Annotated in this window: 15 protein-coding genes; 3 read left to right on the top strand and 12 right to left on the bottom strand. The window is 50.9% G+C overall.

Annotated features, from left to right (window positions below; translation table 11 throughout):
* Nucleotides 1-127 precede the first annotated feature (127 nt).
* From ACFSB2_RS01875 to ACFSB2_RS01860, 4 genes are all read right to left on the bottom strand, one after another.
* Nucleotides 128-1429 carry an Nramp family divalent metal transporter gene (locus ACFSB2_RS01875; RefSeq protein ID WP_377940881.1) on the bottom strand — a complete coding sequence of 434 codons (1302 nt, stop codon included), beginning with the start codon at nucleotides 1427-1429 and terminating at the stop codon, nucleotides 128-130.
* A gap of 398 nt (nucleotides 1430-1827) precedes the next feature.
* A complete protein-coding gene (locus tag ACFSB2_RS01870) occupies nucleotides 1828-2481 on the bottom strand; it encodes a YcnI family copper-binding membrane protein (protein ID WP_377940880.1) in 654 nt (217 codons plus the stop codon).
* A 72-nt stretch (nucleotides 2482-2553) separates the two neighbouring features.
* On the bottom strand, nucleotides 2554-4203 hold the full coding sequence (locus ACFSB2_RS01865; RefSeq protein WP_377940879.1) for a copper resistance CopC/CopD family protein: 1650 nt from the start codon (nucleotides 4201-4203) through the stop codon (nucleotides 2554-2556).
* 162 nt (nucleotides 4204-4365) lie between these two features.
* Nucleotides 4366-5643: an MFS transporter gene (locus ACFSB2_RS01860; protein WP_377940878.1), complete on the bottom strand. Its 1278-nt coding sequence runs from the start codon at nucleotides 5641-5643 to the stop codon at nucleotides 4366-4368.
* A 144-nt stretch (nucleotides 5644-5787) separates the two neighbouring features.
* On the opposite strand from ACFSB2_RS01860, the gene ACFSB2_RS01855 reads away from it, so the two are divergent.
* The 3 genes from ACFSB2_RS01855 (at nucleotide 5788) to ACFSB2_RS01845 (ending at nucleotide 7620) form a co-directional block, all read left to right on the top strand.
* Nucleotides 5788-6720, top strand: a complete 933-nt coding sequence (locus ACFSB2_RS01855) for a LysR family transcriptional regulator (RefSeq protein WP_377940877.1) — start codon at nucleotides 5788-5790, stop codon at nucleotides 6718-6720.
* Nucleotides 6707-7144: a peptide-methionine (R)-S-oxide reductase MsrB gene (gene msrB, locus ACFSB2_RS01850; RefSeq protein WP_377940876.1), complete on the top strand. Its 438-nt coding sequence runs from the start codon at nucleotides 6707-6709 to the stop codon at nucleotides 7142-7144. Before ACFSB2_RS01855 ends, msrB begins: the two co-directional genes overlap by 14 nt.
* Before the next feature lie 182 nt (nucleotides 7145-7326).
* Nucleotides 7327-7620 carry a hypothetical protein gene (locus ACFSB2_RS01845; protein ID WP_377940875.1) on the top strand — a complete coding sequence of 98 codons (294 nt, stop codon included), beginning with the start codon at nucleotides 7327-7329 and terminating at the stop codon, nucleotides 7618-7620.
* A gap of 176 nt (nucleotides 7621-7796) precedes the next feature.
* Here ACFSB2_RS01845 and ACFSB2_RS01840 read toward each other — a convergent pair whose 3' ends face one another.
* The 8 genes from ACFSB2_RS01840 to ACFSB2_RS01805 form a co-directional block, all read right to left on the bottom strand.
* Entirely contained in the window at nucleotides 7797-9506 is a 1710-nt protein-coding gene (locus ACFSB2_RS01840; RefSeq protein ID WP_377940874.1) for an ABC transporter substrate-binding protein, read from the bottom strand.
* Nucleotides 9507-9528: 22 nt separating this feature from the next.
* The gene (locus ACFSB2_RS01835; protein WP_377940872.1) at nucleotides 9529-10455 is read right to left on the bottom strand and encodes an ABC transporter permease; all 927 of its coding nucleotides are present in this window, start codon (nucleotides 10453-10455) and stop codon (nucleotides 9529-9531) included.
* A 21-nt stretch (nucleotides 10456-10476) separates the two neighbouring features.
* Nucleotides 10477-11382: an ABC transporter permease gene (locus tag ACFSB2_RS01830; RefSeq protein WP_377940871.1), complete on the bottom strand. Its 906-nt coding sequence runs from the start codon at nucleotides 11380-11382 to the stop codon at nucleotides 10477-10479.
* Between the two features lie 44 nt (nucleotides 11383-11426).
* Nucleotides 11427-12398 (bottom strand): ABC transporter ATP-binding protein, encoded by a 972-nt coding sequence (locus ACFSB2_RS01825; protein WP_377940870.1) that lies wholly within the window; start codon nucleotides 12396-12398, stop codon nucleotides 11427-11429.
* On the bottom strand, nucleotides 12399-13367 hold the full coding sequence (locus tag ACFSB2_RS01820; RefSeq protein ID WP_377940869.1) for an ABC transporter ATP-binding protein: 969 nt from the start codon (nucleotides 13365-13367) through the stop codon (nucleotides 12399-12401).
* A gap of 487 nt (nucleotides 13368-13854) precedes the next feature.
* Complete coding sequence (locus ACFSB2_RS01815) at nucleotides 13855-14799, bottom strand: ABC transporter permease (protein WP_377940868.1); 945 nt, start codon at nucleotides 14797-14799, stop codon at nucleotides 13855-13857.
* Complete coding sequence (locus ACFSB2_RS01810) at nucleotides 14792-15754, bottom strand: ABC transporter ATP-binding protein (protein WP_377940928.1); 963 nt, start codon at nucleotides 15752-15754, stop codon at nucleotides 14792-14794. The genes ACFSB2_RS01815 and ACFSB2_RS01810 overlap by 8 nt, the downstream gene beginning before the upstream one ends.
* A 304-nt stretch (nucleotides 15755-16058) precedes the next feature.
* A partial coding sequence (locus tag ACFSB2_RS01805; RefSeq protein ID WP_377940867.1) for a carbohydrate ABC transporter permease occupies nucleotides 16059-16472 on the bottom strand: 414 nt, incomplete at its 5' end.

The raw sequence follows: 16472 nt of genomic DNA, 5'->3' as shown, positions 1-16472 counted from the left end.
GCGCTTGGATTACGATGTATTTCAAAATGGTTTCATTTCGTTGTGCCACGTTTACAACAATATACTATCTATTCGGATTGTATGCTTATTTCTTGGGTGTGACGTGCCAATCCTTTTATTTGTATCATCAAAACGCAAGCGTACCACCAAACGACAGATACAAAAGCAGCAAATTGAGCAGTACGATCACCACAGTACAAATGATCGCCAGCAATGTCACCGCTCGTTTGTTGACCAACACACCCATGATATCTTTGCGTCGCGTGAAATACACCAGCGCAATCACTGGCATGGGCAACACAAGGCTCAAGATGACCTGGCTGATGACGAGCGTCTCCGTCGGATTTATCCCCAGCGCGACGATGATAAAGGTCGGCAGCATGGTGATGACGCGCCGCAGCCACACCGGAATGGTGAAGCCGACAAATCCCTGCATGATGACCTGCCCTGCCATTGTGCCGACTGCCGAACTGGAAATCCCCGATGCCAGCAGAGAGACCAAAAACACGGCCGCGGAAGCTGATCCCAAAAGCGGCGTCAAGGTTTTGTAGGCAGTCGATATGTCTGCAATCTGCGTGTGGCCGGAGCCATGGAACACAGATGCAGCCATGAACATCATCGCCAAATTGACAAATCCGGCGAGCACCATCGCGATGATGACCTCTTTCGTGTTAAACCGTGCAATCTTGCGCTTCTCGCCATCATTGCGCGGAATGATACGGTTTTGCGTCAACCCGGAATGGAGGTACACAGCATGCGGCATCACCGTTGCGCCAATGACACCCACGGCCAACAGCACGGCATCGCTGTTCCCCATCCACGGCACCACACTGTGGTACGCGATTTGACCAATTTGCGGTTTTGCCAACACCGTCTCCACGATGTAACAAAGCGCAATGAGCACGACAAATGCTGCAATAAATTTCTCCAGCGGCCTAAAGCCAAACCGTTCGAGCATCAGGATGAGATATGTTGTAATACCCGTCAACAATGTCGCGAACAGCATAGGAATGTGAAACAACAGATTGAGTCCCAGCGTCGCTCCGAGGAATTCCGCAATATCCGTCGCCATGGCGGCGACTTCTGAGAACCCCCACATGATATATGATAACCATTTCGGAAAATATGCTCTACACATTTCGGGAAGACTTTGCCCCGTTGCGATGCCGAGCTTGGCTGACATATTTTGAATCAACATGGCCATGAGATTCGCCAGAACAACAACCCACAGCAACTTGTAGCCGAACTCAGAACCACTTTGGATGTTGGTGGCGTAGTTTCCGGGATCCACATAGGCAATTGCCGCAACAAAAGCTGGGCCTAAGAACGGCAACAGCGCTCTTATCCCCTTCTTTTGCTGCGATATGGATGCCCGCGCTGCAGCGACAGCCTTGCTCTCGTGTTCGATCCGCTGTGTTGGCGCACTCATTCTATATCCCACCTTCACCAGGTTGACTGTTTTTTCTCACAGAAGACAGCTATTTCATAAAGGCAACATTTTTAGTCCAGGGAAACTTCCTGCTGTTATTATACATCGCCTTTATGTAAATGTGCATTCTTTTTTTGCCGTTGAGCAAAATTTTTTCCGCAAGGAAACAAATGAAATCATTGGTGTTGTTCACGCTGTTCAAAGCGCGCTATAGGTGGATGGATTCTGGGTTCGCAGGGGATTGGGTTGCAAGGGAGAATGACGAGAATGACGGACGCCAGCCCAGCCATATACGCTATGGGCATTGGCGCAGTTTGGGAACCTGGGCGCAGTTCTGGGGATGTCGAGACATCCCCAGAGCTCATCCATCAAGATTACGTTGCCCGCGACGTTTTCGGTTATTCCTTTTCCTTATCATGGCCGCCGCCAATCAGGGAAAAACCAAGCGCCAAGCCCGAGAGTAAAATGGCCACGATGGACACCGTCAAAACCCAGGTGTCCGCCGTCGACCAGCCAAGCGAATTCCCAGGCGCTGCGGCTGCCGTCTGTGCCGCGCTTGTCGGCGCAGCAGCTTGACTGACTGGCTGACTGGTCAAGATTTGGGTCATCGAATGTGGCGTACTTGAGTCAGCAGGCCCTGTCCACTCGACAATGGTATTGTCCTTATAGCGTTGAAACGCATTCCAATCCAGCGTCGTCGGCTTGTTCGGGTTTTGCGCAATAAACTGGAACGTCTCAAACTGCCCCGGTTGAATGCCAGCACCCGTTGCCTGCCAAGTGACTGTCTCGGTGCCGTCAGACAACTTTTGTTCATGCACAGTCCAGCCCTGAACAGGTTCATACTGTTCAAAGTCCATGCCAGCAGGGATTTTCAGCACAATTTGCACCGTCGGATCCGTCTTTTCGCACGGCACGCGCATGCTGTACTGCTCCCACGCCCCGACCGTCGACTGCGCCGGTGTGACAATGACATGCGCAAATGCCGTCGCTGTCGCGCACAATGTCATCGCTCCGCTCACGCCGGCAATCAACCCGCCTACCCATCGTTTCATCTTACAATGCCCCTTTTTATCAAGCAGCAGCCTCAGGCGACCGCCCATGCCTGCCCTTGTTCATGATGATGTTCACTGCCCGACCGCAAATGAGAACTCGCCATCCAATTGATTGTAATCATCTGTAAGTGCGTCGATCTCGACATGCCAACGGCCGCCGCCAGATAACGCCAACCCGTCTACGCTGTAGACACCGGGCGCCTTCTCGTTCAACCGCAACGTGTCCGATCCCGCCGCCACCGTGGAAGAGGAAAACGAGAGGGTCACCTGTTGCACAGCTGTGACTGCCTGTCCATTGTCACCTGTCAACCTGACGGTAAATTGGTTGTTCCCAGCTTGATTCGGCGTGATCGACAGCGCCATGGTCGTACCCTCCACCGTTTTGCGCATGTGCACCGGTCCCGGATCACTCATACCTGTGGGCAAATTGGTGAGTATCGACGCGACGAAGAAAATCCCCAGGCCAACGACGAGTTCCACCAGCACCAAGCGACGGAATGACTGCATGCGCAGCCTTTTGCGCCGCGTCCAATGCACAGCGGCCAACAGCAACATGATGATAAAGAGAGTCAACTTCACGACGAGCGCCTGGCCGTAGCCGGTATGAAACAGCGCATACCACGTTGGGATATGCAGCAAGGCGGTGTAAAAGCCTGTGACCGCGAGCGCGATGACACTCGCCGAGGCCACCATGGAGAATCGCCGCACAGTCATGGCGATCTCCTGCTTTTGCATCGTCTCCTTTGAACGGATCCAAACGGCCATCAAAAGGACCATGCCTGTCAAACCGCCCACCCAGATGGATGCGGCGTACAAGTGAATGACATCCGCCACAACAGGCATTTGTGGTGAATTCTCTGCCACCGCGTGCCCTATCAATCCCTTTGTGATGGGAAAGCAAAATACCGGCGTCAATATCCACCACCATCGATGCTTGATCCGCTCGTTCAGCAATGCAGAGAGCACAGGCGGCGCAATCAAAAGCAGCAACATCTGCACAATCCAGACATAGCCAAACAACGTCAGATTGAGCGTTCGCAGCAAATCGCGCGGCGAAAACGAGGCAAAGCCGTGTACATTCCAAGTGATGGCCGTTTGTACAGGCAGACTGAACGCAATGCCGATGGCCAACAGCGCCCAGGCCGCATAAACCAGCTTCCGCCGCCAGCCACGCATGGCAGGACCAGCGGAAGCTGGCCAGATGAAGCGGAAAAAGAGCGCGAGGCCAATGACCAAGGCCATGCCGATATATTCGAGCGTCCTGTCGATCAACATGGCTGCGCCGGGCGTATATCCGGTTTGCGTTGCGCCCAAATGCAGCGATTTGACGTCGATTTGCACGCCAAACGGGATGGTGCCTTCCACTGTATGTCCATCGGCAGAAACCACCTGCCAATGAATTGTATAAACCCCTTTGGGCAAGCTCGCGGGAAGATGACAGATGATTTCGTGGTGATTGGCGGGATCGAGCTTGCCATCCCCACTGTCGACCCGCTTGCCATCCTCGTCGGTGACTGTCAAACCTTGCGCGCTCAACTGGACGTTTTCATCAAACTGCACTTCCACTTGTGTCGGCGCCTTTTGAAACGATTGACTCGCCGCCGGATTGGATGAAATCACATATGCATGCGCAAAAACCGTCACTGGCGCGATAAATGCGCCTGCTAGTCCCAGCGCGAACACAACCCATAATCTGCAAAACCATCTCACACCACGTCCCACAGCGTGCACTTCCTTCTCTATTTCTTAGGCAGTGTCCATCGTAATCCAATTCGGCGATAAGCAGGCCACCCGAAAGTCCTATTTTTGTGACAAGAGATCGGCAAATGTGGCGCCCACGGTTCGTCGCCTGACGCCACATTCCATCTTTCTCATTTTCGCCTTCTATTGGCGTGGTTTCGTCATAGGTGGAATCCCTGAGAGCACGCCCGCCACAATCAACGCCAGAACGAGCAGGCCAGAAATCATGGCGACGATGCCCGCCCATTGAAAATGCGACCAGAACAATCCACCCGCTGAACCGCCGAGACTGGAACCCACGTAATAGAAAAACAAATACAGCGAGGACGCCTGCCCCCGGCCAGACACCGCACGCCTCCCCACCCAACTGCTGGCTGTGGAGTGGCCGCCAAAAAAGCCGAACGTAAATACAGCGACGCCGAGAATGATCAGGACGATGCTGTGCGTGAGTGTGATGAGAACGCCCATGAGCATGATGCCCACACTGATGAACAGAATTTTGCGCCGTCCGACCGTATCCGCTTTGCGCCCCATCCAGGACGAACTGAACGTGCCGACGAGATAGACAATAAAAATCCAACCGACGATACTTTCCGACAAATCGTAGGGATGCGCCATGAGACGATAGCCCAGGTAGTTGTACAGCGTGACAAACCCGCCCATCAACAAAGCGCCCATCAGAAAGAGACATATGATGCCAGGATCGCGAAATTGGCGGCCAAATCCGGCCAGCAGATGTTTCGGCGTGATCGACACGCGTTGAAAATGGCGTGATGACGGCAGACTGCGCCAAAAATAGAAAAAGGCCAGCAGGCTGACGGCCCCCAGCACGATGATGGCGATCCGCCAAGTGGAAATGTCGGTGATCATCCCGACGACAATGCGACCAAACAGGCCGCCGATGGTGTTGCCGCTGATGTACAGGCCCATGGCGAAGCCAAGGCTCATGGACTCGACTTCCTCACTTAAATAGGCCATAGCCACTGCGGGCACACCTGCCAACACGATGCCTTGGGTGGCACGAATGACCAGCAGAACCGCAAAGTCCGGCGCCAGCGCGGTCAATATGCAACAGATGGCCGAAACGACCAGCGAGATGGTCATCACACTTTTGCGCCCGATGGCGTCGGACACAATCCCGGCGATGGGCAGCGTGATGGCGAGTAAGATGGTGGTCAAAGACAGCGAGAGGCTGGCCATCACCGGAGATACGTGAAATTGAGCTGTGAACAGCGGGAAAAGCGGTTGTACACAGTACAAAATAGTGAATGTCGCCAAACCCGCCGCAAACAGGGCAAGACTGGCCCGGCGATACGCAGGCGTCCCCCGCTGAATAAACGGTTGCGACGCTGAACCAGCCTCTGTCCCGATGTGATTTGAAGGCAATATTTGCGGCATATGCAAATTGGATTTCTGGCGCATGCCCAATCCATCCCTTTCTCCTGCTCGATATCGCCCCTCATCCTACCCCCGCACACCCTATATGTAAAATTCATTTTTTGCACAACAGTGATGCATTATAATTATAGGGTCTGTTCTGGTGACAATTGATGAAGGAATGATCTTATGGAGTGGCATCAGCTCGTGTACTTTCGCACAGTGGCCCGGATTTCCCATTTCACCCAAGCGGCCGAGCAACTGTCCATCTCGCAACCAGCGCTCAGCCGTTCCATCACCCAATTGGAACAAGAGTTGGGCACCCAGTTGTTTGACAGGCGCCGTGGTCGCAGCGTTGTCCTCAACGCCTACGGCAAAGTGTTTTTGACCTATGTGGAGCAGGCGTTTCAGAATCTACAGGAGGGAAAACAGCGGCTCGAAGAAATGATGGGCATTGCCCACGGTACGGTCTCGCTGGCTTTTTTGCACACGCTGGGCGTACATCTGGTGCCTGATTTGGTCGGCGGCTTTCACAAACAATACCCAGAGATCAAATTTCAGCTCACGCAGAATACGTCCGAAGTGATGCCGCACCAACTGGAATCGGGCGATATCGATCTCTGCCTCTGTCTGGAGCCAAAGAGCAAGCCGAACATTCGCTGGCAACAGCTGTACTCGGAGGAGCTGTATGTCATTGTGCCTTTGAATCACCACTTGGCCAAGCGCACGGCCATCCGTTTGGCCGATGTCGCTGAGGAGCCGTTTATCAGTTTAAAACGCGGCATCGGTTTGCGCGCCATCACCGACGCCCTCTGCGCCCAGGCCGGGTTTGACCCGAAAATCGCCTTCGAGGGCGAGGAGATTCCGACCATCGCTGGCTTGGTCGGGGCTGGACTCGGTGTTTCACTGGTGCCTTCCTTGACCAAGTTCGATCCCGCTCGCACCTCCCTCCTGCGCGTCACCGCCCCCATCTGTCGCCGCGACATCGGCATCGCTTGGATAGATGGGCGCAAACTTTCACTGGCTGCAGAGCGGTTTAAAGACTTCGTCCTTGACCCTGGTTCGCGAAAAGACCATGCTGGCAATATGGAAGGATGGGAGAACAAACATGGACAAACGTGAGTTGAAAGCGAAACTGACCGAACTACAATTTGAAGTGACGCAAAATAACGCCACCGAACCGCCGTTTCACAATGAATACTGGAACAACCAACGCGAAGGCATCTATGTCGATGTGGTCTCCGGCGAACCCTTGTTCAGTTCGCGGGACAAATACGACGCCGGTTGCGGTTGGCCCAGTTTCACCAAACCGCTCAATTTGGAAAGCATCAAAGAAAAAGAGGATTTGAGTCACCGCATGGTTCGCACTGAAGTCCGGAGCCAAAAAGCGGATTCCCATTTGGGCCATGTGTTTGAAGATGGTCCACTGGAAACTGGCGGCTTGCGCTATTGCATCAACTCTGCGGCGCTGCGCTTTATCCCGAAAGAGGATTTGCAAAAAGAAGGGTATGGACCCTACCTCCAATTGTTTGATGATGAGGCGTAAGGTGTCGCTCCTCTGACAGTCGGTTGATTTATCGATGATAAGCGGGCTAGAAGTGACGTCGCATTCGGCGGTTTTCTAGCCCTCGTGTACGTATGTTCCGGCTTTCTTGTTGGCGATACGTCTTTTCTTATAGGTGAGAGATGGTTTTGAAATGCTGCGTCACTGTTTAGAGGCCGACCCTAATGAGTAACTCGAGTAAAATCGTTCTGGCCCTGTCCAGTGTGCTATCGCTCTATATGTTCTATCTGTTTTGGGCCTGGTTTGCCTTTCAATCCACACAATCCGATGGCTTCTTTGTTGTCCCGTTCTTTTATTTTCGCCAATTCAACGGCGCATTTTTGTCTTGGATAAACATGGTCGTTATTGTCAACTTTCTACTGTGGGGTGTTTGGCTGATTTTGTTCATCAGAGACCACACACGAGATGGCAAGAAAGAAGATAGAACGAGCCTGCTTTACAAGGACGAGATCGAATAGCAACTCAAACCTGTGTCAGCGTTTTACGATTAGTAATTCACAGTAAAAAATATACATTCTCCCTGCGCTTTCAATCACGCTTTTTATCCGCTGTTCATCCGGATAGTTTGGCACAAAATCGGGTTCCATACGGGAAATTGACCCCATGGAATCATGGGGCCAATTCCTCATCACACCTAACTACGGTGACTCGGGTCTACCCACGTGTATGCAAACGGATCATAGATGACGGAACTTGTGTAGAAACCGTGAAGCCAAGGTTGGACGCACCAATGTCCTTCCAACTGATAAGTTGGTACCCAAGTCGCATCCGACATCACCTGGTTGATGACCTTCGCATAAAGTTGGTCTCGCTCCTGTGCGTTGTTCAGATATTCTGCTTGATTGAGCCACTGATCCACCTGCGGATTTGAATAGTTTATCGTGTTATTCTCTGGTATCTGGCTCGAATTAAAGAGCGTATCCAAGAAATCGGAAGCATCGGGAAAGTCCTGTTGCCAAGCACTTTCAACAATCTGAGCATTGCCAGACATGTCTTCTGCGAGGAAGTCCGACCAAGAGACCTCATGCAAGTTCACCGTGATGCCAATTTTCTTCATCATGGCTTGAAATGCCTGATCTTCCTCTTTCGAAGTATCGAGATTTTCATTCCACATGTCGAGCGTCAAACCGTTTGCATAGCCCGCTTCCTTCAGCAATTGCTTTGCCTTTGCCGGATTGTAACTGTACTGCGCGCTCGGATTTAAATGGTTTACATATCCCGCAAGTGAGGATGGCAAGGGTTGATTGGCTGGTTGTACAGCGCCATTGTTGATTTTGACAAACATTTCCCGATTAAAACCATATTCAATCGCCTGCCGAACCTTGAGATTGCTCAACGGATTTGGCTTGCCGTTGATTTCCTTTTTGACATTCAAACCAATGTAATATATCGCGTTCATCGGTCTTTGCATCACGTACTTCCTCAATTTAGGCGAGTCCATGATGATTGGATATACGGAGCCTGGAATGCCATCGCCGCCCATCAACCAGGGGCTCAGTAGAGCAGTTTGCCCTTTTTCCCAGTGCATTGCATCGACCTGAGTGTCATTGTTCACATTGAAGGTGATTTGATTCAAATACGGCAAACGTTGACCATATTTGTCCTTTTGCCAATAATGCGGGTTCTTCACCAGAATGACTTGGCTTGAAGAGTTTAGTTTCACTTCGAACGGACCTGTTCCCATCGCGGCGGTTGTGTCCATCGCCGCATTGCCATGTTGTTTTACAAATTTCGGATCAACCGCAGACAGGAACTGCATCGCCAAAATCTTCAAAAAGAACTGTTGTGGCTTGATGAGCCGAAAGGTGATGGTATGGTCATTCGGTGTACTTACACCGCTGATATCAGTGGATTTGCCATTCACGAAAGCCTGTGCGCCTACGATGTTCATGAAAAACCCACTTCCAGGTGATGGCTTGGGCTGCATATTTGGATTGAGTATCCGTTTCAATTCAAATACGAAATCCTGCGCCGTCATTGGATCGCCGTTTGAAAAGGTGACACCTTTTCGCAAATGAAACGTATACGTCTTACCGTCCTTGGAAATGGACCAGTTCTTCGCCAAGTCACCCGTGATTTGATCCGTTCCCCCTTTATATGTGACTAAGGGTTCATAAACTTGCTGGAGCACCTCTGCCGACGTCGTGTCAAAGGCGACTGCCGGATCTAAATCAGGAACTGCTTGGGTCATGTCCACCGTAATCTGCCCGCCTTCAACCGGCCGAGATGTGGCGCCCATTTGTTGCCCCGTCGATGGCGATGGGGTACTGCAGCCGGCGAGCAATGCGCCAACCATTCCAATGGAGACAGTTGTTGCGAGTCCCCGTTTCCAAGATGCTGACATTACATTTCCCCCATTCAACTGCTCAATCGTAACGGATTCGCGGATCAAGAAAGCCATAGGCAATATCGACCAACAGATTAAAAATCACGACAAACACCGCAAGAAGCAAAACGGTTCCCATAATCACCGGTATGTCTTGATTCTGAATCGACTGATAGGCCAGCATGCCCAAACCGTTCCAATTGAATGTCTCTTCAATGAGCACGACACCCGCCAACAAATAACCCACATCAATGCCGGCATATGTGACGACGGGAATCAAGGCGTTGCGCATGACATGCCGCCAGATGATCCTGTTTTCACTCGCGCCTTTTGCCCGCGCAGTACGAACATAATCCTGGTTCATGACATCTAGCATCGAAGACTTCAGGAGGCGGGTATAATAGGCGGCGCCGGTGATGCCGTATGTGACAGCGGGAAGCACCAAGTATTGAATTGCACCGCCACCGAAGCCACCAATCGGGAAGATCTGAATTTTAAATCCGAAGACGACGAGCAGCAGCAGACCCAACCAATAAACAGGGATAGAGATCCCGACCAAAGCCAAGGCGCTGACGATATAATCGCGCTTCGAGTTGGCGCGACGGGCTGTGTATATCCCAAGCGGAATGCCAAATAACAACTCGGCAATCCAACAACCAACGGCCAATTCAGCCGTCGGCCCCATGCGTTCGCCAATCATGTTAATGACGGGCCTATGATAGATGTAGGATGTCCCTAAATTGCCATGAAGCAAATGCCATAAGTAATGCAAATACTGCTGATAGACAGGCAAGTTCAAACCCAAATCCTTGCGGATTTGCGCCACGACACTTGCTGGCGCATGAGGCCCTGCGATGATTCGCGCCGGGTCTGCTGGAACAGCGTATAGCAAGACGAACGCGATAACTGATATGCCAAACAAGACAATGATGGCTTGACCAAGCCTGCGAATGATATATGCACCCATATGTCTTCCCCCTTCCTCTCACTAACGTGTTGCAGAGTGTGGATCGAGAATGTCTCGCAATCCATCGCCGAGCAGATTAAATCCGACAACGGTAATGACGAGCGCGATGCCTGCGCTGTACATTTCATATGGGGCATAGGCGTACGTAGTCAGCCCCTCTTGAATCATTCCGCCCCAATCAGGCGTTGGTGGCTTGATGCCGAGTCCTAAGAAGCTCAAGCCCGCCGCGGTCAAGATGTTCGACCCAACGTTCAAAGTGGAAAGGACAATCACAGGGCCAAAGACGTTCGGCAAGATAATGCGAAACATGATGCGCCATTCCGAGGCGCCGAGTGCGCGCGCCGCATGTACATACTCAAGTTCACGCACTTGCAGCACTTGCCCCCGAACGACACGGGCCATCACGCCCCAACCGAGCACGCCAATGGCGAATAGAATGTTCCACAAACTCGCGCCAAGGATGGCAACCAATGCCAAGGCAAACAGCAAGAAGGGAAACGCCAGAACCATGTCCGTAATCCGCATGACGAGCGCATCGATCCAGCCGCCAAACGCACCAGCAATCAGTCCCAGTACAACACCCACAACCATGTTGATGATCATGGCGACAAGTCCAATCAATAATGAGATGCGTCCACCCCAAAGTACACGCGACAATACGTCGCGCCCAATGCTATCAGCCCCTAAGGGGAATTTTGCCGATGGGCCTGCAGGCACACCTTGGTTGTTTAAAGCGCCATAAAAAATTTCGGTCGGATCATGCGGTGAAATCCAAGGCGCCAAAATCGCAGAGAGCGCTACAATGAGAACGATTGACCCACCAATATAGAGCATGGGATATTGCTTCAATGATTTCTTAAACTTGCGTTTTCTTTCATGCGATGGTGCAGCTTTGCCTAAACTTGCTGCAGTAGCATCGTTTGCCATGTATTTACCTCCTTCATTCCACAGCGAAGACCAGAATGACCGCCTCAATAAAGATGGCAAGCGACTTGGTGCTTCGGCTTCACTTCTTTCCAAACAGGCGTCTCCCGTTTGCAAATGTCCATCGCCACCGGACAGCGCGTGTGAAATGGACATCCACTCGGTGGATTGGCGGGACTCGGCAGATCTCCGCTCAGAATGATGCGCTCCCGTTTGGCATCGGGATCCGGTATCGGAACTGCAGAGATCAGCGCCTGCGTATAGGGATGCAGCGGATCCGCAAATAAATCATCGCTTTCCGCAGACTCTGCCATGTGCCCTAGATACATCACAAGCACCCGATCACTGATGTGACGCACAACACTTAAATCGTGTGCGACAAAAATGTAAGTCAGATTGAGATCCGCTCGTAAATCGGCTAACAAATTGAGCACTTGACTTTGAACGGACACATCCAATGCGGCAACAGGCTCGTCCAGGATGATCAATTTCGGATCAACGGCCAAAGCCCGCGCAATGCCAATGCGCTGGCGCTGTCCACCAGAAAACTCATGCGGATAGCGCTTAGCGTTCTCTGGGTCGAGCCCGACGCGCTGCAAAAGAGCGTGAACAAGCTTTATTTGATTCTGTTTTGTCCCCAAATGATGAATCTGCATTGGCTCCATCAATGTCTGCGCAATGGAATAGCGCGGGTTTAATGATGCATACGGATCCTGAAAGACCAATTGCATCTCTCGGCGCATGGCCCGCATTTCTGACTTGGACATTTGGGTAATATTTTTTCCTGCAAATTGGACGCTTCCCTCTGTTGGCTCTATCAGGCGCAATATCGCTCGCCCCATGGTCGACTTGCCACAACCAGACTCGCCTACAACACCAAGTGTTTCACCCTGGCGGAGCATCAAATCGATACCGTCAACGGCGCGCACTTGACCAACCGTACGATGGAATAAACCGCGTTTGATTGGGAAATATTTCTTAAGACCTTTCACTTGCAGAAGCGGTGCGCGATTTGCCACTTACTGTCCCCCCTCTTGAAGCCAGCATCGCGATGTATGCTCATCTTCAACCTGAAATAAATCGGGATTGTGTTTGATACATTTGTCCATGACAAATGGACAGCGCGGCGCAAAGCGGCATCCATCCGGCATATTGCGAAGAGATGGCACATTCCCATCAATCGAATCCAAGCGCTTGCGCTCTCCTGTCAATTTAGGGATGGAACTGAGCAGGCCACGTGTGTACGGATGCTGCGGATTGTGAAAAATCTTCCGCACAGGGCCCTCTTCAACAATGCGTCCAGCGTACATGACGGCCACCCGCTCGCACATTTCCGCGACCACACCGAGATCGTGTGTAATAAGCAGAATGGATGTCCCGTTCTCTTTGGCCAAATTGCGCATCAAATCGAGGATTTGAGCTTGAATCGTCACATCGAGGGCCGTTGTTGGTTCGTCAGCAATCAACAACTTTGGGTTACATGCCATGGCGATGGCAATCATGACACGTTGCCGCATTCCTCCAGACAGTTGGTGGGGGTAGTCATCGACGATTTGTTCTGGCCGCGGAATGCCTACCTGCTTTAGCATCGCAATGGCTTCCTTGCGCGCTTCGTTCGATTTCATGCCTCTGTGCAGCAGCAGTGTCTCTCCGATTTGTCTACCGATTTTGTGGACAGGATTGAGAGACGTCATCGGCTCTTGAAAGATCATGCCGAGTTCATTGCCACGTACTTGTCGCATCTCTGATTCACTGATGGTAAGCAGATCCCGGCCATGATATAAAACCTCTCCGGAAATTTTCGTCGGCTGCTTTAGCAGACGCATCAGGGCCATTGACGTCACGCTCTTTCCACAGCCGGATTCCCCGACCAGGCCAAGCGTTTCTCCTGCCTTGATGTGAAACGAAACATTTTGTACTGCCTTGTAATACTGCTCATCAATTTGAAATTCAATCTGTAAATCGTTTACTTCGAGTACACTTGACATGCAATTCCCCACTTTCCACGACGTTCACAGATTTAGAATAACTTTTTTACAGTTAAAAGATGCAAAAACTCACTATTATAAATAGTGAGTTTTAATACTCATATACTTAAACATTTTTCATCAAACAACAAACAATCCAGGCGTAATTATAACAATTTATATTTAATTTAGTAATGGTTATTATTTCTTATTGATGGTTGAGCATACTTTGTTTCGGAGGATACTATACAAAGTCGAATCTAGAATCCATTTTCTCAGGGTCGTTTTTAAACTTTACTGGCTTGAACCCCATTCCGTCAGTACAAGGGAAAATTGTTATTTGGGGAGTTTCCAAAAAATTGGCTGGCGAGATTGTAGGACAAAAACGGTAATAGGTCACCACACCAGATTGAACAAGAGGAGCCAGCGCATATCCGCGCTGGCTCCTCTTTAATCCATTCACTGCAATAACGCCTTTCATCCAACCATCCGTGCGCGGCTGGACACATCAGGAGTACGAGACGTCCCGTTTCACAAAGACAAGCCATGACAGGAAGTTCATGACGATGAAGTACAGCACCAGCATCGTGATCGCAAACCCCAAGGTCAGGCCGTGAATCTGCGGACCGCCAACCACGAATTGCGTCAAATTGGTGTAGGAGAACAAGATGTACTTCACCCACGCGTAACTGCTCAGTGCCGAGACCAGCGTGCTGCCAACCAGGAAGGCCAAAATCGAAATCATGATGGCCAGCGTGCTGCTGCGGAAAATGGCGGAAATCATAAACGCGATGGTGATGATAATGACCACTTGGATCAGGAGAAAACCGTACTGCATCAGCAGATAAGCCGCTGTTCCCATATGCTGTAAGTGGCTGTTGGCGTCGACATATACTTGCGGCTGCGTCGCGCCAGAAGCGCCGAAAAATATCCAGCCGATGAGCAGCGATCCCACGAACATCACGGCAGTCATGAACAGTCCGAACAACATGGCCGCCAAATATTTTGCAGTCAAGATTTTCGTCCGCGTCGCCGTCTGTGTGAGCAGCATCTTGATGGTGCCGCTGCTGAATTCACTGGCAACGACATCGCCGGCAATGACGACAATGAAGGCCACTAGCAATGCTGAGAGATTTTCAGCCGTGCTGGCGAATTTCCAGCCAGTTGTGTGGTTCGGATCGATATTATGCGCAATGTCGTATTGATTTACTTGAATTTCTTGTTTTAATTGTGCCACTGTTGATGCGGGTAAATGTGAATTCTTCTTTTGCAGGCTCTGCTGCAATTGCGACGTCTGTGTCGTCAAAGTTTGCTTCCAGTTTGGGTCCGCATGTTGATGTGTCCGCAAAACCACGGCGACCAAGATGATGGCAATCAACATCAGCACAACGAGAATCCAGGTGCGCATGCGACGGTATATCTTCATATTTTCGTTGCTAATCAACTTAAACATTCGAAACACCCCCCGTGATTTCTAAGAAGGTTTCCTCAAGTGACTTGTTGTTCGTGCGTACACCGTAGATTTTTACGTTGGCCAACGCCAGACAATGGACAATGTCCGGAATCGTCTCCCGACCACCGACGGCGACTTCGACTCTTTTGTCCATCTGCACGACGGATATCGACTCGTACTGCGCCTTTATCGCCGCTGTCGCCGCTGCGGCATCGCCCACTTCGATGCTGACCACCTGTTGCGTCTCTCCGCTATCCTCACTGTGGATGGGGCGGACGTCGACCAGCTTGCCCGCCTGGATGATGGCCACCCGGTCGCACATCAGTTCCATTTCCGAGAGCAAGTGGCTGGATACGATCACGGCGAGTCCTTGGCTTTGAGCCAGGGATCGCAAATAATCCCGCAATTCGCGGATCCCCGCCGGATCCAAACCGTTTGTCGGCTCGTCCAAAATCAGCACATCCGGACGGCGCAATAATGCCTGTGCCAACCCGAGACGCTGGCGCATCCCCAGCGAGTATGTCTTTACCTTCTCATGAATGCGTTGATCTAAACCAACTTGCTTCGCGACTTCGTCAATCCGCGCGCGATCCACGCCAGGCGACATCTTGGCAAAGTGCCGCAAGTTCTGATAGCCTGTCAGATATTTGTACAACTCTGGATTTTCGACGATGGCGCCGACATGTTTCATCGCTTGCGAAAAGTTCTTCGAGACGTCTATGCCATTGATGAGCACCTGACCGCTGGTTTTGGAGATCAGTCCCACCATCATCCGAATGGTTGTGGTCTTTCCAGCGCCGTTTGGCCCAAGAAAGCCAAACACTTCGCCTTTCGGTATATCGAAAGAGAGATTATCAACGATGGTCTTCTTGCCAATGGTCTTTGTCAGATTGCGGATTTGGACAGCAATCGTTTGGGACACATTTACACCTCCTGATGAATTTAGGTAAATCATGGAGTTTACATTAAAAATGAAGTTCATTTCAACGAGAGCATTCATTCTGATGGCATAGCATTCCGCATAAAAAACTGGATATGCAAATGGCGCACCCATGAATCGCATTTGAAGATGCTGAGGTCATTTTTTGAGGAAATTTTCACCTATCACAATATACATGGATATAGATAACATAGCAAGGGGCATTGAATATGAAGTATATACAATGCCCAATCAGTTTATACGCTATAAAGTGTTATGATAGGCCATCATTAGGCTTCGAAGAAAATTGGATTTGACAGCGCGGGCATGCTCTCGTCTCCTACTCTTTGCTGGCACCCAAGAAAATCCCTTTGACAAAGTACTTCTGAACGAACGGATAGGCCAAAATCAACGGGAGAACCGCAATGATGATACCCGCCATCTTGACATTCGTCGTGACGAGATTTCCACTTGAAGCAGACGAGCCCTGGTCGACCAAGCCGTACAATGCGACCTGAAGCGTGTCTTTGGACGAATTATTGATCAAGAGCAGCGTCGTCAACAGGTTATTCCAACGTCCGACAAACTCAAACAGGGTCACTGTAGCCAGGCCTGCTTTAGAGAGCGGGAGATAAATGCTCCAAAAGGCTCGAAATTGCCCTGACCCGTCTATTTTTGCGGCTTCTAAAATGTCCATAGGTATCGACTGGAAAAAGTTCCTCATGAGGAGAATACTAAATCCTGAAACAGCGCC

The sequence above is a fragment of the Alicyclobacillus fodiniaquatilis genome (genome assembly GCF_042678105.1).
GTDB lineage: Bacteria > Bacillota > Bacilli > Alicyclobacillales > Alicyclobacillaceae > Alicyclobacillus > Alicyclobacillus fodiniaquatilis.
The sequence above is the reverse complement of the archived record's forward strand: the minus strand, read 5'-3'. Positions and strand labels throughout refer to the sequence as shown.

Bases quoted from the DNA above. Each gene is read 5' to 3' on its own strand.
- ACFSB2_RS01830 (WP_377940871.1), bottom strand. From the start codon at position 11,382: ATGGCAAACGATGCTACTGCAGCAAGTTTAGGCAAAGCTGCACCATCG.
- ACFSB2_RS01820 (WP_377940869.1), bottom strand. From the start codon at position 13,367: ATGTCAAGTGTACTCGAAGTAAACGATTTACAGATTGAATTTCAAATT.
- ACFSB2_RS01845 (WP_377940875.1), top strand. From the start codon at position 7,327: ATGAGTAACTCGAGTAAAATCGTTCTGGCCCTGTCCAGTGTGCTATCG.
- ACFSB2_RS01875 (WP_377940881.1), bottom strand. From the start codon at position 1,429: ATGAGTGCGCCAACACAGCGGATCGAACACGAGAGCAAGGCTGTCGCT.
- ACFSB2_RS01870 (WP_377940880.1), bottom strand. From the start codon at position 2,481: ATGAAACGATGGGTAGGCGGGTTGATTGCCGGCGTGAGCGGAGCGATG.
- ACFSB2_RS01810 (WP_377940928.1), bottom strand. From the start codon at position 15,754: ATGATTTACCTAAATTCATCAGGAGGTGTAAATGTGTCCCAAACGATT.
- ACFSB2_RS01840 (WP_377940874.1), bottom strand. From the start codon at position 9,506: ATGTCAGCATCTTGGAAACGGGGACTCGCAACAACTGTCTCCATTGGA.
- ACFSB2_RS01835 (WP_377940872.1), bottom strand. From the start codon at position 10,455: ATGGGTGCATATATCATTCGCAGGCTTGGTCAAGCCATCATTGTCTTG.
- ACFSB2_RS01815 (WP_377940868.1), bottom strand. From the start codon at position 14,799: ATGTTTAAGTTGATTAGCAACGAAAATATGAAGATATACCGTCGCATG.
- ACFSB2_RS01855 (WP_377940877.1), top strand. From the start codon at position 5,788: ATGGAGTGGCATCAGCTCGTGTACTTTCGCACAGTGGCCCGGATTTCC.
- ACFSB2_RS01860 (WP_377940878.1), bottom strand. From the start codon at position 5,643: ATGCGCCAGAAATCCAATTTGCATATGCCGCAAATATTGCCTTCAAAT.
- msrB (WP_377940876.1), top strand. From the start codon at position 6,707: ATGGACAAACGTGAGTTGAAAGCGAAACTGACCGAACTACAATTTGAA.